The organism is Streptomyces sp. 351MFTsu5.1, from assembly GCF_000383655.1.
Classification (GTDB): domain Bacteria; phylum Actinomycetota; class Actinomycetes; order Streptomycetales; family Streptomycetaceae; genus Streptomyces; species Streptomyces griseorubiginosus.
This window is the reverse complement of sequence record NZ_KB911780.1, coordinates 131,297-152,789: the sequence shown is the minus strand read 5'-3', so window position 1 is coordinate 152,789 and position 21,493 is coordinate 131,297. Positions and strand designations below refer to the sequence as shown.

Sequence of the window (21,493 nt, the reverse complement as noted above, 5' to 3'; positions counted from 1 at the left end):
ACGTTGCTCGGATGTCGAATTCGCTCCACTTCCCATGTTCCCTCCGCTACCCCCTACCAGGCAACTCAGCCATCGGACCGAGCATGGGAAGCCCCCAGAAAGAGAGAACTGACAACCTCACGCCCGAAGCACGGTCTGCTCACGGCAAGTTGCGGCTCCGATTCGGCCACAGCCTGTTGCGGCACCTGAAGGGCACCCGCTGAAGACCAAGGGCATGACACTGACACTGGCCTCGGACAGCGTTGAGCCGCCTCCTGATCGAGAGGCAGAGAGAGCTGATCAACCAGCACCAATGTTGATCTTCAAGCTGGGAGATAACCGGTCCGCGCCAACGACCCTGGTGCCAGCGGGCAACTGAAGAGTGCGGAGGGAAAAGACTTGCCGCAACGAAGTCACATCGATTTCAGGGACAGGAGTTTCCAACGTCAACCGGGTAAGGCGGGGAAAATCTCCGAGCCAATCCCAAGAACTGTGCAAATCCGTCGCAATGCACAGACCTACGAGGCGATCAGCCGCGCAATAGCGCTTAATCTCTCCAGGACTGATAGGCGCTACGATCTTCAATAGCGATCTTCCGCCGAACCTACGCAGAGCCCGAAGTTCTCGACTGCTTGAAACCACGAAATAGAGGTCACCCTCCTGCAAATGGGCGATAACTTCTTCACCATAGCGGTCAGTGTCGAATCGACTCCACGCCAGGGCTAGTTCAGTACGCACTCTTAAATCATCTACGTCGCGAAATCTACTCAATACTGAAATGGCAGCATCAGTCCCGACCCGAACGGCGGTCAGGACGGTGAAGAAGGCCTCATCCAAAGTAAGGTTTTTGGGACCTTGCAGCAGTTCGAGTACGACCGGCCCGACATCTGCGAGACCACGAGTCTGGGCCATAGAACGAGGAGGGATGAGCTTCTCGGCACGGCGTTGAACTTCGGTTCGCACGGAAGGATCAAGCTCTGTGGCGTCGTCCAAGCAAGCCGCAGCTAACAGATGAAGGCGGTGGCGAATATCTGCGGACGAGTCGCCACGCTCGACCAAACCGGTCAGCAATCGCGTACGTTCCGTCGGACGCGCGTGAGCCACGGCCATTCGGATGACATCCTCCCATTGGTCAAGGTGGGCATTGCCACCCAGGAAGTCGAAATCAAGGCTCTCCACGGCGGCTCTTGCTCCGAGGTAGTCTTGAAATGTCCTGTGGATGAACTGCACAGTTCCTTCAATGGGCTCGATAAGCAGGCCGCTTCGAACTAGAAGATGTTGGTAGATCTGTTTCACCGTGCCCTGCTGCGCTACACGCGGCATCGCGGTCAACGCTTGGGACAGCAAGTCCAGTACGTCGCGCTTATCCATCTCAGAGCGACCGTTACGGATCAACCAATAGGCCAGTTTTTGGATCAGCTGAACCTGGTGAGTTTCACCGATGCGCATGTCGCCCTCTTTGTAGACACCACGCTCCCGGTCTCGCCTGGACAGCAGCATGGAGAGAGCCGCGTCATAGAGTTCTTTACGCCCATCAGGAAGGTAGCCCCTGCGATCTCGATGTAGCGCACAAATCAGTGCGCACATAAGCGGGTTGGTGGCAAGCCGGGCAAGTTCCTGCTTGGCCCGTATCGCGTAGAGCAGTTCCTTTCCATACACATCTGCACTTCCGGCCGCCCTATGCCAACGTTCGATGAACGCGGCGATATCGTCGCGACTCATGGGCGACAGATCCAGTTCCGAGAACCCCTCGTCAGCGAGCCAGTGTTCTCGTACGGCCGATGGACGTGAAGTCACAAGCCAATGATTTTTAGGGTATGAATCGATGAGGTCTTTCAGCCAATTGCGGGCTTCCTCGCGTTCTTCCTCGGGTATCTCATCGATTCCATCGACCAACATCAGCCCACGCCCTGCTGTGAGAACACGGTCATACCAGCCTGTGGGCTGGGCATGGGCAATCGGGCATCCCACGGCAGCAAGGAATTCGTCCGGGGCAGGCAGCCTTGCGCCGGCTCGGGTCAGTGACCGCAAAGGCAGTACGAACGGCACCAAACCATGCAGATATAGGAGCCGTTTATCGAGATCGTTACGAACGGCACTGACCGCCAACCACTGCACCAACGTGGTTTTTCCGGAACCTGCCACTCCTCGCAACAGCACTCGATCACGCCCTGCAAGGACCTTTTCGGCGGGAAGTACTAGTGGAACCTCGCCAATTGCAGTCTCGGTCGCCTCTAAGCTCAGGTAAGCCGCATCGAGGGGCCACGAGGCCGAAGATTCGGACAGATCGAGGCCGAAAATGGTTAACTTGCCATGCTTTTTAGAGATATAGCGCCCATACCTTTCTTCAAAACCGCCATCAGCCGGGGATGGATTTCGCAGAATAAGTACATCGATCCTTGAAGAGAGTTCTTCGATTTTGCGACTTTGCTCGACCAGCGTGCGAGGCACAAACGTGGATCTCGTGGTGAAGAAGTGCAGGATGTGCAAGCAGGCTGTATCCACGACGTTTGCATGTAGTAGCACTGCATCACTTGAGAGGCCAATCGTGGCTGCCTGATTGCTAGACCGCAGAAGCCGGGACAGTTCCAAGTAGCCGAGCCGGACCGCTTGCACATCGTCCATGTCGATATGCCCAAGAGAGCTGAGCGAGTGCGCCACCGCGTTCACCACTGCACGTTGCTCGTAACCAGCAAGGCGCTCCGAGACTCCGGTCGACTGCGCTGCACGGTCCACCAACTCTTCTGCAACCTTGCGGAGATCAGAGTCCGAGAGAGTCCGCTTCTCGCCGCGGAACGAAACTAGCTGGGAGATACGTATGGGGCGGTCAACAAGACCAGCACCGGGACCGTCCACCACAAAAAGTTTCTTCACCAACGGGACAACAACGCTCGATGCGAGTCGAGCCCCAATGCTCACTGGTTCCATGGAGCGTCAGCATAGAACTCCGAGGCCTGTCGTGACTGTTGAATGTACTACTGGGGCCAAAGTGAAAAGATCTCCCCGAGGGGCAGATGTCCACCCGCCGTCCCCAGAGCATCAGAGTTCAAGTTCCACCATACGAACAGTTGAGAGTTGTCCCGCAATCCAGAGAGGCTGAGAGTCATGCGGTGTCCGGGTCGGCGCCGACGGCACCAGCCGAGCGAAGCGAACGTCCGAGGTCTCCGGTGAGGATGCGGGGGTGTCGCCGCCACCACCACAGGTCGGGACCGGGCAGCCTGTGGAACAGGTTGAGTGCCTGACCGTCGTCGTCGACGGTCGCGGCCTTGTACCGGTCGTCCAGAACTTTGATCTGCGGGGTCCAGAGCTGGACGATGTGTTCGTCTAGCAGGAGCCACACCTCGTGCAGCCAGTTTCGGCAGTAAAGGTCGTTGGTGTACTCGTAGACGTCGTCGCCGTAGCCGCGCTCCACGGCGCTCACCAGCGCGGCCCACGCGTTCACTCTCTCAGCGACCGTGAATGCCGTCCGCCAGCCGCGCTGATGCAACAACTCTCCTGCCTCGGTTTCAGTAGCCACGGGTGTGAGGCTCACATGGCGAATCCGTGCGGGCGACTGAGATGTGTCCCGCCAGAAGCTGGCGGGCTCCGAAGCGTGATCAAGGTGAGACGATCTCGCCGTGGCCGGTGTGATCACAGCGTCGGAGCCGTCCTGGATAGCCCCGTTCACTGAGCTGAGTTCGCGGCAGTTCGGCAAGCTGGTGACGGTGCTGCGTCGTGAGGGTGCGGATGCGGTCCGCAAGGGTCGGCCGTGGCCTTCCGCTGGAGAACCGGGCACGGCTGATCGCGGCGTACCGCAAGGTGCGTGCCCGAGTGGAGCATGTGATCGGCCGGATGAAGAACTACAAGATCCTGCGTGACTGCCGACAACGAGGCGACGCCCCCACCACGCCGTCCAAGCCGTCGCCCACATGCACAACCTCGCCCTCTCATCATGACCAGAAGACCGCGATCACAGGCTCTGGCCTGCCCGAACACGGCCTTGTGCAACACCCTTAGGGGCCAAGTTCGCTGCCGCAGATGAGTCCTGCGAGCGTTCCCGAGCACTGAGAACCCAACCAGCTACTTCTTCACCACAGTCCGAGGCAGAAGTTTCTTTCCGGTCGGGCCGATCTGGATGTGGGAGTCCCTCTGCGGACAGGGTCCGAACCGCAACCGCTCAAGCCAGTCGACGAGAGAGCGACAGTCGGCGTCGCTCGCGGTCGACGTCGATGACGACAACCGTCAACTGATCGCCGACTTCTACAACATCCGCCAGCACCGCCACTGGCACCGAGTTCAGCTCGGACAGATGCACCAGGCCCTCGATGCCGTCGGCGAGCTCCACGAAGACACCGAACGGGACCAGTTTCGTCACCCGTCCGCTCAGCCTCTGCCCCACCACCACGCCTTCGACGAACTCCAGGAAGGGGTCCGGCTTCGTCGCCCGCAGGGAGAGCCGAGCCTCCCCGTTCCATGTGTCGAACTGCAAGAACTCACACGACACCCGCTGCCCGACCTCGACGACATCGGACGCCGCCTCAAAACGACGCCAGGACAACTCGGGATACGTGATGAAGCCGACGCCGGGATACACCGGATGCTCGGGGCCCTCATCCAGCGCCACGAAGACACCGAACCGCTCGATCGCCGCCACCGTGCCGGCCAGGAGCTCACCATGGCGAAGCCGCTTGAGGAACGCCCAGAGCTCCGTTTTCTCCGTGGCCGCCATCGACAGCCGCACCCGGCCCGCGTCGAGATCAACCGCGGTTACCTCGCCGGCGACCCTCTGCCCGACCACGGCAACGTCGGAGAAGCGCCGACGCCAGGAACCGTCCAACGGCCCCACCGTTCCGAGCGGCCGGTCGGTGAAATCGTCCAGGAGCACCGACATCTCGGACCGAGAAACCGAAGCGACCTGCCCACGGCACACGTCACCGACACGGAGCTCTGCCAGAAACCGCCGGACGTCATGCCCGACCGACGCATCCCCCATGCCGCCAAGGCTCTCACGGAGAGATCTCTATACCCACTCCACCTCAGACGGAATGGCTGCGCTCTCCCGGGGACAGTACGTCTGGGCCAGGTCTGACTATGAGGCATCGGCATAGGCGAGGTAAGTGCAGCGGAAGAGCAGCAGGTCGACGCAGGCACTGGCCACGCCCTCAGTAGCTGGCAGTCCGGTCAAACTTGGTGACGTTGAGCTTGATGCCCTTCACGCTCTTGAGCGTCGTGGGGAACTCGCCCCGAGCCGTCTGGCCAGGTTGCACGTTGGTCTCCAACTGCGAACCGTCCTCCACGCGTGTGCCGCCGGCGTCGACCGCCTCCCAGTCCCAGGAGTAGTTGGACTTCTCGCTGCTGCTGTTCTTGATCGTCCAGACGAGCCAAATGTTGGTGATGCCGGCCTGCGAGCGGTCGTCGAGTGTGAAGCTGATGAGGTCGGCCCGCTCACTCGCGGGTTCGCGTGTCTGCCCCTGCTTGGTCTTCGCTGTGGGGGTCGCACTGGGTGCAGAGGTGGTGCTGTTGTCCTTGTCCCCAGACGCGATCACCAGCACCACGATGACGATCACGACCACCGCGGCCAGAGCTCCGGCGCACCCCCAAAGACAGCCACGACCTCGTCGCTTCTTCTGCGGTGGCTCAGGGGGCGATGTCCACTGCCCGGGAGACGGAGAGGCTGGGCCGGGGCTCCCCCATCGAGGACTGCCCCCAGGCGACTCACTCGCTGACATGGCGCCTCCTCCGTAGCGGATATCGCCACGCTAGGAAGCCACGGAGCACGTCGCGAACAGAGAGCAGCCACTCGGGCGACAGCCACAGGATGAGGGCCTACAGGGGCCCGCAACCCCTCAGACCCACCCCACCTCGGAATGGACAGTCTCCGAGCCCCCAGAACGGCAGCGGCATTCCCTGCGTCTCCCGCACGATCCCCGGCCGCCCACTCTCCACACCGAGCGCCCTCAGGACAGCAGCCGACTCCTGCTCACTGCCGTCCCCGAGGGCAGCCACGATGCGCCGTAACGCCTCGCTCACCTCAGTGCGAGTGCCCACTCGCCGCCGGCGCCGCCCCCGCGTTCTTGACCGTCAGCGGAAGCAGCTTCTTTCCGGTCGGGCCGATCTGGATGTGGGTGTCCATCTGCGGGCACACCCCGCAGTCGAAGCAAGGAGTCCAGCGGCAGTCCTCGACCTCTGTCTCGTCGAGGGCGTCCTGCCAGTCCTCCCAGAGCCAGTCCTTGTCGAGGCCCGAGTCGAGGTGGTCCCAGGGGAGGACCTCCTCGTAGGTCTTCTCGCGGGTGGTGTACCAGTCGACGTCGACGCCGAAGGCCGGCAGCGTCTTGTCGGCGCACGCCATCCAGCGGTCGTAGGAGAAGTGCTCGCGCCAGCCGTCGAAGCGGCCGCCGTCCTCGTAGACGGCGCGGATCACCGCTCCCACCCGCCTGTCGCCCCTCGACAGCAGGCCCTCCACGATGCCCGGCTTGCCGTCGTGGTAGCGGAAGCCGATCGAGCGGCCGTACTTCTTGTCGCCGCGGATCTTGTCGCGGAGCTTCTGGAGGCGCGCGTCGGTCTCCTCGGCGGAGAGCTGCGGGGCCCACTGGAACGGGGTGTGCGGCTTGGGGACGAAGCCGCCGATCGACACCGTGCAGCGGATGTCGTTCTGGCCGGAGACCTTGCGGCCCTCGGCGATGACCCGCGTCGCCATGTCGGCGATCTGGAGGACGTCCTCGTCGGTCTCGGTCGGCAGGCCGCACATGAAGTACAGCTTCACCTGGCGCCAGCCGTTGCCGTACGCCGTGGAGACCGTGCGGATCAGGTCGTCCTCGGAGACCATCTTGTTGATGACCTTGCGCATGCGCTCCGAGCCGCCCTCGGGGGCGAAGGTCAGGCCCGAGCGGCGGCCGTTGCGAGTCAGCTCGTTGGCCAGGTCCACGTTGAAGGCGTCCACGCGGGTGGAGGGGAGGGACAGGCCGATCTTGTCCTCCTCGTACCGGTCCGCCAGGCCCTTCGCGATGTCGCCGATCTCCGAGTGGTCCGCACTCGACAGCGACAGAAGACCCACCTCCTCGAAGCCCGTCGCCTTGAGGCCCTTCTCCACCATGTCGCCGATGCCCGTGATGGAGCGCTCGCGGACCGGGCGGGTGATCATGCCGGCCTGGCAGAAGCGGCAGCCGCGGGTGCAGCCGCGGAAGATCTCCACCGACATGCGCTCATGGACCGTCTCCGCCAGGGGGACGAGGGGCTGCTTCGGGTAGGGCCACTCGTCCAGGTCCATGACCGTGTGCTTCGACACGCGCCACGGGACACCCGACTTGTTCGGTACGACGCGGGCGATACGGCCGTCGGGGAGGTACTCGACGTCGTAGAACGCCGGGATGTACACCGACCCTGTCTTCGCGAGGCGGAAGAGGACCTCCTCGCGGCCGCCCGGCCTGCCCTCGGCCTTCCAGTCACGGATGATCTTCGTCATGTCGAGCACGGCCTGCTCGCCGTCGCCGATGATCGCCGCGTCGATGAAGTCCGCGATCGGCTCGGGGTTGAACGCCGCGTGGCCGCCGGCCAGGACGATCGGGTCGTCCAGCCCCCGGTCCTTCGACTCCAGGGGGATGCTGGCCAGGTCCAGCGCGGTGAGCATGTTGGTGTAGCCCAGCTCCGTGGAGAAGGACAGGCCGAACACGTCGAAGGCGCCCACCGGGCGGTGGCTGTCCACCGTGAACTGCGGGACGTGGTGCTCCCGCATCAGGGCCTCCAGGTCCGGCCACACGCTGTAGGTGCGCTCGGCGAGGACGCCCTCCTGCTCGTTCAGGACCTCGTAGAGGATCATGACGCCCTGGTTGGGCAGCCCGACCTCGTAGGCGTCCGGGTACATGAGCGCCCAGCGGACGTCGCAGGACTCCCACGGCTTGACGGTCGAGTTGAGCTCTCCGCCGACGTACTGGATCGGCTTCTGCACATGCGGGAGCAGCGCTTCGAGCTGCGGGAACACCGACGCGGCGGTTTCGGCTGACATCTCGCACTTCCATGGGCTGACAGGGGTGACCATCTAGCCTAACGCGGCGACGACCACCCCCCGTACGCCCCGCGGCCTCAGAGGCCGTCCGCCGCGCCCTTCACGCCGTCCCAGAACCCGGGCAGCTCCGCCTCCACGGTCGCCGCCCGCTGTTCCTCGCGGCCGTACAGCAGCCCGTACGTGAAGGCGCTCTCCCCCGCCGCGTGGGCGACCGCGGAGAGCTCGCGCAGGGTGCCGCGGGCCATCACGCTGTCCTGGTGCTCCCCGAGCAGGTTCTGGAGCGACTTCATGGACTTGACCATGGACTTGGCGGGCTCACCGAGGACCGGGCGGGCCGCCTCGGCCGCGTAGCGGGTGCGCTTGGTCTTCTTGCGGGCCTCGTGGATCGCGACGTCACGCTCGGTGCCGGGCTCCAGCTCCAGCGCCCGCCCGACCAGCTTGGACACCTTCTTGAAGTCCTTCGTCACGGCCTTGGCGATCACCTTGTGCGGCTTCTTCGCGGCAGCCTTCAGCAGCGGCGGGTCGGCGATCAGCGCGTCCAGGGCGTCGAGCAGCGCGAGATGGCGGTGCGAGTCCAGGACGCCGATCAGCCGGGCGCTCGCCCCGCCGGGGCTGTCCCCCGCCCAGACGTGCAGCCGTTCGGCCACGGGTCCGGAGACCAGCGTCCCGGGCACCTCGTCGAGGGCCGTGGAGAGCCGTTCGGCCAGTACCTCGCGGTCCCGGTCCACGCCCAGCTCGCCGGCGAGCCACTTCAGCTCGTCGCCGACCGGGTCGGTGACGGCCCGGTCCAGGACCTTGCCGTACGACTTGAGAGTGCTGCGGAGCCGGCGCGTGGCGACGCGCATGCTGTGCACGGAGTCCTCGGTGTCCTGGCGGACGGCGGGATCGAGCGCGACGATCGCGTCCCGCTGTTCCCGGAGGTACGCGAGGACGTGGTCGCCGGCGGTCACGGGGTCCCCGGGGCGGGCGGCCGGCTTCTTCGGTGCCGTCTCGGCGAGGGCCCTGGCCAGTTTCGAGGAGGACCCGGAGCGCCGTACGCCCGCCTTGCGCAGCCGTTTCTCCACCTTGTCGAGGAAGGCGGGGTCGCCGTCGTCGGCGAGCTCCACCTCGATCTCGGTCCACTGGGCGACGCCGACGCCGCCGCTGAGCCGTTCGGCGTGCACGGCGTCCACGCTGACCTCGGCGAGCAACTGCCCGTCCCCGTCCAGGAGGTGGCGCACATCGCGGTCCGAACGCAGCCGGACGACGGGCAGCAGCTCCACGTTCCGGGTGCGGGAGCGGACCAGTGCGGCGAGTTCGTCGGGGAGGGTGTCGGAGAGCGGGGCGCGGATCTCGTCGCGTACGCCCTCGGAGACGGGGAGTTTGAGGTGCCAGCCCGCGTCCGAGCCGCCTGTTCGGCGGCGCAGGGTGATCGAGGACGCCAACAGGCGTTCGTCGGCCGTGTCGTAGTAGATGGCGTCCAGACTCGCCACGCCCTTGTCGACGACGGCCTCGACGCCGGCGACTCCGGTCAGGTCCGGCAGCCCGCTGTCCTCGGACTCGTACTTCCGCTCGATCTCCCGCTTTGTGTCCGCCATGACCCGAATCTAATGGTCAAACGCCGGTCACGGCAGGGGGCCGCCGCCGGTCGGGGCACTCCGGCCCCGGTCGGCCGAGGCACTCCGGCCCCGGTCGGCCGGGGCACTCCGGCCACCGCCGACCGGGGCACCCCGCCTACGCCGACATCGGCACCCCGTCTACGCCGACATGGGCCGCTGCACCCTGATCGACTGCAACAGCCCCACCGCCACCCACACCGCGAACATCGAGGATCCGCCGTACGACACGAACGGCAGGGGCAGGCCGGTGACCGGCATGATGCCGAGGGTCATGCCGATGTTCTCGAAGGCCTGGAAGGCGAACCAGGCGACGATTCCGGCGGCCACGATCGTGCCGTACAGCTCGGTCGTCTCGCGGGCGATCCGGCAGGCCCGCCACAGGACGACGCCGAGCAGGACGATGATCAGGCCCGCGCCGACGAAGCCCAGTTCCTCGCCGGCGACGGTGAAGACGAAGTCGGTCTGCTGTTCGGGGACGAACTGGCCGGTGGTCTGCGAGCCGTGGAAGAGGCCCGCGCCGGTCAGACCGCCGGAACCGATCGCGATCCGGGCCTGGTTGGTGTTGTAGCCGACGCCGGCCGGGTCGAGGCTCGGGTTGGCGAAGGCGGCGAAGCGGGCGATCTGGTACTCGTCCAGGATGTGCAGCTGCCACACCGCGACCGCGCCGAGCGTGCCCGCGCCGAGGAGGCCGAAGACCCAGCGGTTGGAGGCGCCGGAGGCGAGCAGCACTCCGAGCACGATGATGACCATCACCATGACCGAGCCGAGGTCGGGCATCAGCATCACGATCAGCATCGGGATGGCGGCGAGGCCGAGCGCCTGGAGGACCGTGCGGTGGTCGGGGTAGGGCTTGTCGCCCGCGTCGACCCGGGCCGCGAGCAGCATCGCCATGCCCAGGATGATCGTGATCTTCACGAACTCCGAGGGCTGGAGCGAGAAGCCGCCGCCGAGCACGATCCAGGAGTGGGCGCCGTTGACCGTGGAGCCCAGCGGGGTGAGCACCATGAGGATGAGGAAGACCGAGGCGCCGTAGAGCAGGGGCACTGCGGTGCGCAGGGTGCGGTGGCCGACCCACACGACGCCGATCATCAGGGCGAACCCGATGCCGGTGTTCATGAGGTGCCGGATCAGGAAGTAGTACGGGTCGCCCTGGTTGATCTCGGTGCGGTTGCGGGTCGCCGAGAAGACCAGGAGCGAGCCGATCATCGACAGCGCGAGGGCCGAGAACAGTATCGGCCAGTCGAGCCGGCGGGCGAGCGAGTCACGGGCCAGCAGCCGGGTCCAGCCCGCGCGCTCGGGGCCGTAGCCGGAGACCTGGAAGCTGTTCGCCCCGGTCATGTGAGCATCCTCCGGTTTCCGCGCGCTCGGCGCCGACGACGGGTGACACGGTTCCCGCCCGTCGCCGTGTTCACGGTCGCGGCCGGCTGGGACTCGTTCGGCTCGGGCGCGCCCTCCTGGCTCACCCGCTGGTCCTTGGCCGGGTCCTTGGCGATCTTCGGGGACTTGACGGTCCCGTCGGTCTGGATCTTCGGCAGGCTCGTCTGCGGGCTCGGCAGCAGCGCGTTCTTCTTGTCGATCGTGCCGTCGGCCGCGACGCCGTACAGGGCGTTGTAGATGTGGCGCACGGCCTCACCCGAGGCGCCGGAGCCGGTACCGGCCTGAGCGATCGTCATGACGACCGTGTAGTCCTTGGAGTACGTGGCCAGCCAGGACGTGGTCTGCTTGCCGTAGACCTCGGCGGTGCCGGTCTTGGCGTGCAGCGGGATCTTGTCCTGCGGCCAGCCGCCGAACTTCCAGGCGGCCGTACCGCGGGTGACGACGCCTTCCAGGGCGGCGTCCATGCCCTTGAGGGTGGCCTTGCTGACCGGGAGCCGGCCGGTCGCCTTGGGCTTGATCTCCTGGACCGTCTTGCCGTCGGCGCTGATGATCGCCTTGCCGATGCTCGGCTGGTACATGGTGCCGCCGTTGGCGAGCGCTCCGTAGATCCTGGCCTCCTGGATCGGGGTGACGAGGGTGTCGCCCTGACCGATGGAGTAGTTGATGGAGTCACCCTCGCGCATCTTGTTGCCTTCGAGGCAGTTCTCGTAGGCGATCTTCTCGACGTAGGAGCCGTCCTTCTTGCCGGTCTTGCACCACGCGTCCTTGTTGGCCTTCCAGTACGACTCCTTCCACTGGCGGTCGGGGACGCGGCCGGTGACCTCGTTGGGGAGGTCGATGCCGGTCTCCTTGCCGAGGCCGAACTGGTGGGCGGCCTTGTAGAAGTAGTCCTTCGGCTCGCCCTTCTTGGGGTTGATGCCGCCGTCCTTCTTCCACTCCCGGTCGGCCAGACCGTAGAAGACGGTGTCGCAGGAGACCTCCAGGGCGCGGCCGAGGGAGATGGGGCCGAAGCTCTCGCCCTCGAAGTTCTTGAAGACCTGGCCGCCCACCGAGTACGAGCTGGTGCAGGGGTAGCCGCCGTCCCACTCGTAGCCGGCCTCGACCGCGGCGGCCGTGGAGACCACCTTGAACGTCGAACCGGGCGCGGACTGACCCTGTATGGCCCTGTTGAGCAGCGGGTAGTCGGAGTTCTTGCTGGTGAGGTTCTTGTAGTCCTTGGCGGAGATACCGCCGACCCAGACGTTCGGGTCGTAGGTCGGGGCGGACGCCATCGCGACGATCCGGCCGGTCTTGGCCTCCATCACGACGACGGCGCCCGAGTCGGCCTTGTAGTTCTCGCCGGTGATCTTGTCGAACTGCTGGCGGGCGATCTTCATCGCATTGTGCAGTTCGTACTCGGCGACCCGCTGGACGCGGGCGTCGATGCTGGTGACGAGGTTGGCGCCGGGCTGGGCCTCGTCGGCCTCGGCCTGGCCGATGACCCGGCCGAGGTTGTCGACCTCGTAGCGGGTGACACCGGCCTTGCCGCGCAGTTCCTTGTCGTACTGGCGCTCGAGGCCCGAGCGGCCGACCTGGTCGGAACGCAGGTAGGGCGAGTCGGTGTCCTGGGCCTTGGTGATCTCCTCGTCGGTGACCGGGGAGAGGTAGCCGAGGACCTGGGCGGTGTTGGCCTTGCCGGGGGCGGCGTAGCGGCGGACGGCCTGCGGCTCGGCGGTGATGCCGGGGAAGTCCTCGGCGCGCTCGCGGATCTGGAGGGCCTGCTTGGCGGTGGCCTCGTCGGTGATGGGGATCGGCTGGTAGGGCGAGCCGTTCCAGCAGGGCTGAGGCGTCTTGGCGTCGCAGAGGCGGACCTTCTGGATCACCTCGGCGGGCTTCATGCCGAGGACGCCGGCCAGCTTGGTGAGGACGGCCTTGCCGTCGTCCGGCATCTTCAGCAGGTCGGTGCGCGAGGCGGAGACCACGAGCCGGGTCTCGTTGTCCGCGAGGGGCACTCCGCGCGCGTCCAGGATCGAGCCGCGCACGGCGGGCTCGACGACCTGCTGGACGTGGTTGCCGGAGGCCTCCTTGGCGTATTCGTCGCCCTCGCGGATCTGGAGGTACCAGAGGCGTCCGCCGAGGGTGCCGAGGAGGGACAGCACGAGGATCTGGATGACGACGAGACGGATCTGGACCCGTGGGGTCCGTCCGGTCTCGGGGATGTTGGTCACTGCGGCTGCCGCCCCCTCTCAGTGTGTGTATGTGTCATATACGGCGAACCTGTGAACGGGGTCCGCCAACTGCCGTGGGGTCACAGCCGCTTGACTCCCTTGATGCGGCCCACGCGGGCCGTACGGGTGCGTGCCTTGTTCTTGAGGCCGCCCAGGCCCCCGCGCTGGCCGCCGATCTTGAGGCCGGTGCCGGAGGAGAGCCAGCCGGAGGAGATGTCCGCGGACTTGGCCGCGGAGCTCGTCTCGGCCAGCGGGTCGTTCTCGGCCTTGCGGGCGAGCGCCATGATGCCGGGGACGACGAACGGGGCGAGCAGCAGGTCGTACAGGGCGGCGGTGAACAGCAGGCTGGGCAGGCCGACATGGCGGGCGGTGGTGTCGCCGACCAGAGCGCCGACCCCGGCGTACAGCAGGGTGGTGCCGAGGGCGGCGGCGACCACGACGACCATGGGTCCGGTGGCCGACTTGAGGCGGCCGTTCTCCGGCTTGGCGAGTCCGGCGAGGTAGCCGATCACGCACAGGACCAGGGCGTACCGCCCGGCCGCGTGGTCGGCGGGCGGGGCGAGGTCGGCGAGGAGGCCGGCGCCGAAGCCGACGAGGGCGCCGCCGACATGGCCGTAGACCAGGGCGAGGCCCAGCACGGTCAGGAGCAGCAGGTCCGGGACGGCGCCCGGGAGGTGGAGGCGGGCGAGGACGCTCACCTGGACGACCAGGGCGACGACGATCAGGGCCGACGAGAGCAGGATCCGGTTGACGCGCATCAGGTACAGCTCCTACTGCTCTTGCTGGATCTCGCCGTCGAGCGGCGCGTTGGCGGACGGGGTGACGGTGACCGTCACGGTCGGCGTGGGCGTCGGTTTCGGCTTGGCGGGCAGCACCGTGTCGCGCGGGTCCTTCTTCGGGGCCTCGACGACGATGCCGACGATGTCGAGCTTGGTGAAGCTGACGTACGGCGTCACGTAGAGGGTGCGGGTGAGGTCGCCGCCGGAGGGGTCGACGCGGGAGACCACGCCGACCGGCACGCCGGGCACGAAGGGCTTGTCGGCCTGGGAGCCGAAGGTGACCAGGCGGTCGCCCTTCTTCACCTCGGCCTTGCCGTTGAGGAGTTCGACGCGCAGCGGGCGGTCGCCCTGTCCGGAGGCGAAGCCGAGCTCGTCGGAGGCCTCCATGCGGGTGCCGACGGTGAAGTCGGGGTCGTTGGCGAGGAGCACGGTGGCGGTGTCGGGGCCGACCGTGGTGACGCGGCCGACCAGGCCGTCGCCGTTGAGGACGGTCATGTCGCGCTGGATGCCGTCGTGGGCGCCGACGTCGACGGTGATGGTCCAGGAGAAGCCCTGGGCCGCACCTATGGCGATGACCTGGGCGCCCTTGATGCCGTACTGGCCCTCGCCGGCGATCTTCAGCATCTTGTCGAGCTGCTTGAGGCGGCTGGAGTTGCGGTCGTCGCTGCCGAGCTTCGCCTTGAGGGCGGCGTTCTCCTGCTCCAGCTCCGCGAGCCGGTCGTGCCGCTCGCCGGAGTCGCGGATCGCCGACACCGCGTTGCCGACCGGGTTCACCGCGGACGACACACCGTCCTCGACCGGGCCGAACACGGCGGCCGCGGCCTGGCGGGCACCGTCGACCGGTGAGTCCTCCCCGCCGCGGATGTCGACCGTGATCAGCGCGAACGCGACGGCGATCAGCAGCACCAGGAGCAGCCGGCTCTCTCGTGTGTCCCTCACGTGCGGCGGCCGTGCCCTTCTCATTGAAGTTGCGTTTATGGGAGCTTATGCCTCGATATCAACGATCCGCCGCACGAGAGGAGATCATCTCGTACGGCGGAATCGAAGAGTTACGTCATCTGCGCGGCTGGGCGTCCAGCACCTGCTGGAGTGCCTCGAACTCCTCGACGCACTTGCCGGAGCCGAGCGCCACGCTGTCCAGCGGGTCCTCGGCGATGTGGATCGGCATGCCGGTCTCCCGGCGCAGCCGCTCGTCCAGGCCGCGCAGCAGGGCGCCGCCGCCGGTCAGAACGATTCCGCGGTCCATGATGTCGCCGGAGAGCTCCGGCGGGCACTTGTCGAGGGTCGTCTTGACGGCGTCGACGATGGCGTTGACGGGTTCCTCGATCGCCTTGCGGACCTCGGCGGCCGAGATGACGACGGTCTTGGGCAGTCCGGAGACGAGGTCCCGGCCGCGGATTTCGGTGTGCTCGTCAGCGTCCAGGTCGTACGCCGAACCGATCGTGATCTTGATCTGCTCGGCCGTGCGCTCACCCAGCAGGAGGGAGTACTCCTTCTTGATGTGCTGGATGATCGCGTTGTCCAGTTCGTCGCCCGCGACGCGGATGGACTGGGCGGTGACGATGCCGCCGAGGGAGATGACCGCGACCTCCGTGGTGCCGCCGCCGATGTCCACCACCATGTTGCCCGTGGCCTCGTGGACCGGCAGGCCGGAACCGATGGCGGCCGCCATGGGCTCCTCGATGATGTGCACCTGGCGGGCGCCGGCCTGGGACGACGCCTCGATGACGGCGCGGCGCTCGACGCCGGTGATGCCCGAGGGGACACACACGACGACGCGCGGCCTCGCGAGATACCGCCGCTTGTGGATCTTCAGGATGAAGTAGCGGAGCATCCGCTCGGTGATCTCGAAGTCGGCGATCACGCCGTCCTTCAGCGGACGCACGGCAACGATGTTGCCGGGGGTCCGCCCGATCATCTTCTTGGCCTCGGCACCGACTGCCAGAATTCCACCGGTGTTCGTGTTGATCGCGACGACGGACGGCTCGTTGAGTACGATCCCGCGACCCCTGACGTACACCAGCGTGTTGGCGGTCCCGAGGTCGACAGCCATGTCACGGCCGATGAACGACATTGAGTTCCCCATCAGGATTCGTCTGGCCTTCCCGGGAGCTTTTGAGGGCTTTTCAGGTCGGCGAAGTGGGTGCTGTGACGTGAAGGCTTCCATCGTAGACGCGCCTGCACGAACACTGCGCGAGGGTCTTCGCCATTGTCAGCAGATGTGAAGCCGCCCCGCTTGTGGAGACGGTCCATAGGGGGCACGCGTTCCCCCGATCGGCGCGCATATGCCAAGGGACGGCCGAAAAACATCGGCCGTCCCAGGTCAGGCACGGGAGCAGGCTGACGTCCCGTCAGAAACGTCCACGAAAAATCCGTACGGGCTAGGCGCGGTCCGGGAAGAACACCTTGACCTCACGCTCGGCCGACTCGACGGAGTCACTCGCGTGGATCAGGTTCTCGCGCACGATCACACCGAAGTCGCCCCGGATGGAGCCGGGCGCGGCGGCGATCGGGTCGGTCGGGCCGGCGAGCGCGCGCACGCCCTCGATGACCCGCTCGCCCTCGACGATCAGCGCGACGACCGGGCCGGAGGCCATGAACTCCACCAGCGGCTCGTAGAAGGGCTTGCCCTTGTGCTCGCCGTAGTGCTGCTCCAGCGTGTCCTCGTCGAGGGTCCGCAGCTCCAGCGCCGTGATCGTCCAGCCGGCCTTGCGCTCGATACGGCTGATGATCTCGCCGGTCAGGCCACGACGGACGGCGTCGGGCTTGAGGAGGACGAGGGTGCGCTGGCTCACGAGGGACTCCTTGGCTGCTGACATGTGCGGTGGGACGAGATTACAGGGCGTGTCGGCCGGCCGGTCACACAGCGTCAGGTGTAGAGGGGTCTGCCTGCACGGCCTGGGCGGCGAACCGCGCCTTCGCCTCGTCGATCTTCCGGCCGTAGTGGACGGAGGCCCACCACAGCAGCGCGAACAGCACGCCCATGACGAACATGGCCGGCAGCACGAAGCCCGAGGCGATCAGGGCGATCTGGAGGGCCCAGCCGAGGGCGATGCCGCCGGGCCGGGTGACCATCCCGCACAGCGCGAGGCACAGGAACATGGCGATGCCGCTGACGGTCCAGACCGTGGAGGTGGCGAGATCCGGGTCCTTCATCGCGACCAGTCCGGCGAAGCCGATGACGAAGAACTCGCCGATCAGGGTCGATGCACAGAGCGTACGCATGGCGCGGCTCAGCCCCTTCCGAGCAGCAGCCGGGCCTCGCCGACCGTGATGACCGACCCGGTGACGAGCACGCCGCCGCCCGCGAACTCGCCGTCCTCCTCGGCCAGCGTGATCGCCTCCTCCAGCGCGTCCGGCAGCCGCGGCTCGACCTGGACCCGCTCCTCGCCGAACACCTCGACGGCGATCGCGGCGAGCTCGTCGGCGTCCATCGCGCGGTGGCTGGAGTTCTGGGTGACGACGATCTCGGCGAAGATCGGCTCGAAGGCCTCCAGGAGCCCCCGCACGTCCTTCTCGCCGCTCGCGCCGACCACGCCGATCAGCCGGCTGAAGTCGAAGGCCTCGCCGACCGCCTCCGCGGTGGCACGGGCGCCCGCGGGGTTGTGGGCGGCGTCCAGGACGACGGTCGGGGACCGCCGTACGACCTCCAGGCGACCCGGCGAGGACACCGCGGCGAAGGCCTTGCGGACGGTGTCGATGTCGAGGGGGTCGGGGCGCTGGGCGCCGACGCCGAAGAACGCCTCGACGGCGGCGAGCGCCACCGCGGCGTTGTGCGCCTGGTAGGGGCCGTGCAGCGGGAGGTAGACCTCTTCGTACTCGCCGCCCAGGCCCCGCAGGGTCATCAGCTGGCCGCCGACGGCGACCTGCCGGGACACGACCCCGAACTCCAGGCCCTCGCGCGCGACCGTGGCGTCCACCTCGACGGCCTTCTTCAGCAGCACCTGGGCCGCGTCGACCGGCTGCTGGGCCAGGATGACGGTGGCGTCCTGCTTGATGATCCCGGCCTTCTCGGTGGCGATCTCCCCGGGGGTCCCGCCGAGCCGGTCGGTGTGGTCCAGGTCGATGGGGGTCACGACCGCGACATCGCCGTCGATGACGTTGGTCGCGTCCCAGGAACCGCCCATCCCCACTTCCACGACGGCCACGTCGACGGGCGCGTCCGCGAAGGCGGCGTACGCCATGCCGGTCAGCACCTCGAAGAACGACAGCCGGTACTCCTGCGCGGCGTCGACCATCTCGATGTACGGCTTGATGTCCTGGTACGTCTCGATGAACCGCTCGGCGGAGATCGGGGCGCCGTCCAGGCTGATGCGCTCGGTGATCGACTGGACGTGGGGGCTGGTGTAGCGGCCCGTGCGCAGTTCGAAGGCGCCGAGAAGGGCCTCGATCATGCGGGCGGTGGAGGTCTTGCCGTTGGTGCCGGTGATGTGGATCGAGGGGTACGACCGCTGCGGCTCGCCCAGTACGTCCATCAGGGCGGCGATACGGCTGACGCTCGGCTCCAGCTTGGTCTCGCCCCACCTCGTCGCGAGATCCGCCTCGACCTGGCGCAGCGCCCTGTCGACCTCGGGGTCCTCGGGGCGGGCCGGCACGTCTGCCTCCGGCGGGGCGCCCTGGGTGCGCAGGGTGCGGCTGCCGGCCTCGATGACCGCGAGGTCGGGGTCTCGGTCGGTCTCGGTCGCGACGATCTCGTCGAAGGGGTCGGTCTCACTCACGGGGCCAGTCTACGGAGGCCGACTGACAGAGTGCCTTCGGAGTGGGGTGGCCGGTCACCGTTGGCGGGCGCGGGGAACGTCGTGGCTGGTCGCGCAGTTCCCCGCGCCCCTAGAGGTGTCCTACTGCTGGGGCAGGTTTTCCAGCTGGGCCTGGATCCGCTTGATGTCCTCGTCCGCCTTGGCCAGGCGGCCGCGGATCTTGTCCACCACGTTGTCCGGGGCCTTCGCGAGGAACGCCTCGTTGCCCAGCTTGGCCTCGGCCTGCTGGCGCTCCTTCTCCGCCGCCGCCAGGTCCTTCGCGAGGCGCTTGCGCTCGGCCGCCACGTCGATCGTGCCGGAGAGGTCCAGGGCGACCGTGGCCCCGGCGACCGGCAGGGTGGCCGTGGCCGCGAAGCCCTCGCCCTCCGGCTGGAGACGCAGGAGCTGACGGATGGCGGCCTCGTGGGAGGCGAGCGCGGTGCCGGTCAGGTCCAGGCGGGCCGGGACCTTCTGGCCGTCCTTGAGGCCCTGGTCCTTGCGGAACCGGCGGACCTCGGTGATGACCCGCTGGACCAGCTCGATCTCCCGCTCGGCGGCCTCGTCGCGGAAGCCGCTGTCGGCCGGCCACTCGCCGATGACGAGGGACTCGCCGCCGGTCAGGGTGGTCCACAGGGCGTCCGTGACGAACGGGATGACCGGGTGGAGGAGGCGCAGCATCACGTCCAGGACCTCGCCGAGGACCCGGCCGGAGACCTTGGCCGGCTCGCCGCCCGCGAAGAACGTGGTCTTGGACAGCTCGACGTACCAGTCGAAGACCTCGTCCCACGCGAAGTGGTAGAGCGCGTCGGCGAGCTTGGCGAACTGGTAGTCGTCGTAGTAGGCGTCGACCTGCGCGACCGTGGTGTTCAGGCGGGAGAGGATCCAGCGGTCCGTCGCCGACATCTCGGAGGCGTCCGGCAGCGGGCCCTCGATGGTGGCGCCGTTCATGAGGGCGAAGCGGGTGGCGTTCCAGATCTTGTTGGTGAAGTTCCGGGAGGCCTTGACCCAGTCCTCGCCGATCGGCACGTCCGCGCCCGGGTTGGCGCCGTTGGCGAGGGTGAAGCGGACGGCGTCGGAGCCGTAGGCGTCCATCCAGACCAGCGGGTCGACCGCGTTGGGGTTCGACTTCGACATCTTCTTGCCGAACTCGTCGCGGACCAGGCCGGTCAGCGCGATGGTGTGGAAGGGGGCCTGGCCGTCCATGGCGTAGAGACCGAACATCATCATCCGGGCGACCCAGAAGAAGATGATGTCGTGGCCGGTGAGCAGGACGTCGGTCGGGTAGAACTTCCGCAGGTCCTCGGTCTGTTCGGGCCAGCCGAGCGTGGAGAAGGGCCACAGGCCGGAGGAGAACCAGGTGTCCAGGACGTCGGAGTCCTGGGTCCAGCCCTCACCCGTGGGCGGCTCGTCGTCCGGGCCGACGCAGACGACCTCGCCGTCGGGGCCGTACCAGATCGGGATGCGGTGGCCCCACCACAGCTGGCGCGAGATGCACCAGTCGTGCATGTTGTCGACCCAGTCGAAGTAGCGCTTCGACATGTCCTCGGGGTGGATCTTGACGCGGCCGTCGCGGACCGCGTCACCGGCGGCCTTGGCGAGCGGGCCGACCTTGACCCACCACTGCATGGACAGCCGCGGCTCGACGGTGGTCTTGCAGCGCGAGCAGTGGCCGACGGAGTGCATGTAGGGGCGCTTCTCGGCGACGATGCGCCCCTGCTCCTTGAGGGCGCCGACGACGGCGGAGCGGGCCTCGAAGCGGTCCAGGCCGATGAAGGGCCCGTGGACCGTGATGACGCCGTGCTCGTCCATGATCGTCAGGGACGGCAGGTCGTGGCGGCGGCCGATCTCGAAGTCGTTCGGGTCGTGCGCCGGGGTCACCTTGACCGCGCCGGTACCGAACTCGGGGTCGACGTGGGTGTCGGCGACGACCGGGATGGTGCGGTCGGTCAGCGGGAGCTTGATCTGCTTGCCGATGAGGTGCCGGTAGCGCTCGTCGTCGGGGTGGACGGCGACGGCGGTGTCACCGAGCATCGTCTCCGCGCGCGTGGTCGCGACGACGACGCTGTCCTCGCCCTCGCCGTAGCGGATCGAGACCAACTCGCCCGCGTCCTCCTGGTATTCCACCTCGATGTCGGAGATGGCCGTCAGACAGCGCGGGCACCAGTTGATGATGCGCTCGGCGCGGTAGATCAGCTCGTCTTCGTAGAGCCGCTTGAAGATGGTGAGGACGGCCTTGGAGAGGCCCTCGTCCATGGTGAAGCGCTCGCGGTCCCAGTCGACGCCGTCACCGAGCCGGCGCATCTGGCCGAGGATCCGGCCGCCGTACTCCTCCTTCCACTGCCAGACGCGCTCGACGAACTCCTCACGCCCCAGGTCGTGGCGGGACTTGCCCTCCTCGGCGAGCTGCTGCTCGACCTTGTTCTGGGTGGCGATGCCGGCGTGGTCCATGCCGGGCAGCCACAGCGCCTCGTAGCCCTGCATGCGCTTGCGGCGCGTGAGGGCGTCCATGAGGGTGTGCTGGAAGGCGTGCCCGAGGTGCAGGCTGCCGGTGACGTTCGGCGGCGGGATGACGATGGTGTACGGCGGCTTGTCGCTCTTCGCGTCGGCGGCGAAGTAACCACGCTCTACCCAGCGCTCGTACAGCGTCCCCTCTACATCGGCCGGCGCGTACTGGGTCGGCAGTTCGGTGTGGGGCGCTGTGGGCTGCTGCTGAGCGTTCTCGGTCACGGGGTCAGTTTAGGGGTGTCCCGGGCGTGTCCCGAAACGCGTTTGTTCTGTAACGGTGAGGCCCCCGATGGCCTGCGCCGACAGGGCCTGGGCCAGGATGTGAGGAACA

At 67.1% G+C, this 21,493-nt stretch carries 15 protein-coding genes and 2 pseudogenes; 2 read left to right on the top strand and 15 right to left on the bottom strand.

Annotation, left to right across the window (positions count from 1 at the left end; all coding sequences use genetic code 11):
• Positions 1-279: 279 nt before the first annotated feature.
• Together H295_RS45460 and H295_RS0115130 are read right to left on the bottom strand one after the other, a co-directional pair.
• Positions 280-2,907 (bottom strand): NACHT domain-containing protein, encoded by a 2,628-nt coding sequence (locus H295_RS45460; protein WP_078616652.1) that lies wholly within the window; start codon positions 2,905-2,907, stop codon positions 280-282.
• Between the two features lie 175 nt (positions 2,908-3,082).
• Positions 3,083-3,496 carry a hypothetical protein gene (locus tag H295_RS0115130; protein ID WP_028809376.1) on the bottom strand — a complete coding sequence of 138 codons (414 nt, stop codon included), beginning with the start codon at positions 3,494-3,496 and terminating at the stop codon, positions 3,083-3,085.
• Between the two features lie 100 nt (positions 3,497-3,596).
• Here H295_RS0115130 and H295_RS47935 point away from each other — a divergent pair.
• Both H295_RS47935 and H295_RS47930 read left to right on the top strand, forming a co-directional pair.
• Positions 3,597-3,771: pseudogene (locus H295_RS47935) on the top strand (IS5/IS1182 family transposase); the annotation flags it as partial.
• Positions 3,763-3,914, top strand: a pseudogene (locus tag H295_RS47930) (transposase); the annotation flags it as partial. The pseudogenes H295_RS47935 and H295_RS47930, both read left to right, overlap by 9 nt.
• 221 nt (positions 3,915-4,135) lie before the next feature.
• Here the strand turns inward: H295_RS47930 and H295_RS0115125 are convergent.
• From H295_RS0115125 to H295_RS0115065, 13 genes are all read right to left on the bottom strand, one after another.
• Positions 4,136-4,951 (bottom strand): S1 RNA-binding domain-containing protein, encoded by an 816-nt coding sequence (locus tag H295_RS0115125; protein ID WP_020136175.1) that lies wholly within the window; start codon positions 4,949-4,951, stop codon positions 4,136-4,138.
• A gap of 169 nt (positions 4,952-5,120) precedes the next feature.
• The gene (locus H295_RS0115120) at positions 5,121-5,531 is read right to left on the bottom strand and encodes a hypothetical protein (RefSeq protein ID WP_020136174.1); all 411 of its coding nucleotides are present in this window, start codon (positions 5,529-5,531) and stop codon (positions 5,121-5,123) included.
• A gap of 458 nt (positions 5,532-5,989) precedes the next feature.
• Positions 5,990-7,960 (bottom strand): TIGR03960 family B12-binding radical SAM protein, encoded by a 1,971-nt coding sequence (locus H295_RS0115115; RefSeq protein WP_020136173.1) that lies wholly within the window; start codon positions 7,958-7,960, stop codon positions 5,990-5,992.
• Positions 7,961-8,037: 77 nt separating this feature from the next.
• Positions 8,038-9,537: a CYTH and CHAD domain-containing protein gene (locus H295_RS0115110; RefSeq protein WP_020136172.1), complete on the bottom strand. Its 1,500-nt coding sequence runs from the start codon at positions 9,535-9,537 to the stop codon at positions 8,038-8,040.
• A 159-nt stretch (positions 9,538-9,696) separates the two neighbouring features.
• Positions 9,697-10,896, bottom strand: coding sequence for a rod shape-determining protein RodA (gene rodA / locus H295_RS0115105; protein ID WP_020136171.1), 1,200 nt, complete (start codon positions 10,894-10,896; stop codon positions 9,697-9,699).
• On the bottom strand, positions 10,893-13,142 hold the full coding sequence (mrdA, locus tag H295_RS0115100) for a penicillin-binding protein 2 (protein WP_020136170.1): 2,250 nt from the start codon (positions 13,140-13,142) through the stop codon (positions 10,893-10,895). The genes rodA and mrdA overlap by 4 nt, the downstream gene beginning before the upstream one ends.
• A gap of 80 nt (positions 13,143-13,222) precedes the next feature.
• Complete coding sequence (gene mreD / locus H295_RS0115095; protein WP_020136169.1) at positions 13,223-13,900, bottom strand: rod shape-determining protein MreD; 678 nt, start codon at positions 13,898-13,900, stop codon at positions 13,223-13,225.
• A 12-nt stretch (positions 13,901-13,912) separates the two neighbouring features.
• A complete protein-coding gene (mreC, locus tag H295_RS0115090; protein WP_020136168.1) occupies positions 13,913-14,860 on the bottom strand; it encodes a rod shape-determining protein MreC in 948 nt (315 codons plus the stop codon).
• Positions 14,861-14,975: 115 nt separating this feature from the next.
• A complete protein-coding gene (locus H295_RS0115085) occupies positions 14,976-15,995 on the bottom strand; it encodes a rod shape-determining protein (protein ID WP_004931372.1) in 1,020 nt (339 codons plus the stop codon).
• Positions 15,996-16,302: 307 nt separating this feature from the next.
• Positions 16,303-16,716 (bottom strand): nucleoside-diphosphate kinase, encoded by a 414-nt coding sequence (gene ndk / locus H295_RS0115080; RefSeq protein ID WP_020136167.1) that lies wholly within the window; start codon positions 16,714-16,716, stop codon positions 16,303-16,305.
• 64 nt (positions 16,717-16,780) lie between these two features.
• Positions 16,781-17,146 carry a DUF4233 domain-containing protein gene (locus H295_RS0115075; protein ID WP_020136166.1) on the bottom strand — a complete coding sequence of 122 codons (366 nt, stop codon included), beginning with the start codon at positions 17,144-17,146 and terminating at the stop codon, positions 16,781-16,783.
• Between the two features lie 8 nt (positions 17,147-17,154).
• Positions 17,155-18,639 carry a bifunctional tetrahydrofolate synthase/dihydrofolate synthase gene (gene folC / locus H295_RS0115070; protein WP_020136165.1) on the bottom strand — a complete coding sequence of 495 codons (1,485 nt, stop codon included), beginning with the start codon at positions 18,637-18,639 and terminating at the stop codon, positions 17,155-17,157.
• Positions 18,640-18,759: 120 nt separating this feature from the next.
• Complete coding sequence (locus H295_RS0115065; protein WP_020136164.1) at positions 18,760-21,384, bottom strand: valine--tRNA ligase; 2,625 nt, start codon at positions 21,382-21,384, stop codon at positions 18,760-18,762.
• Positions 21,385-21,493: the final 109 nt, after the last annotated feature.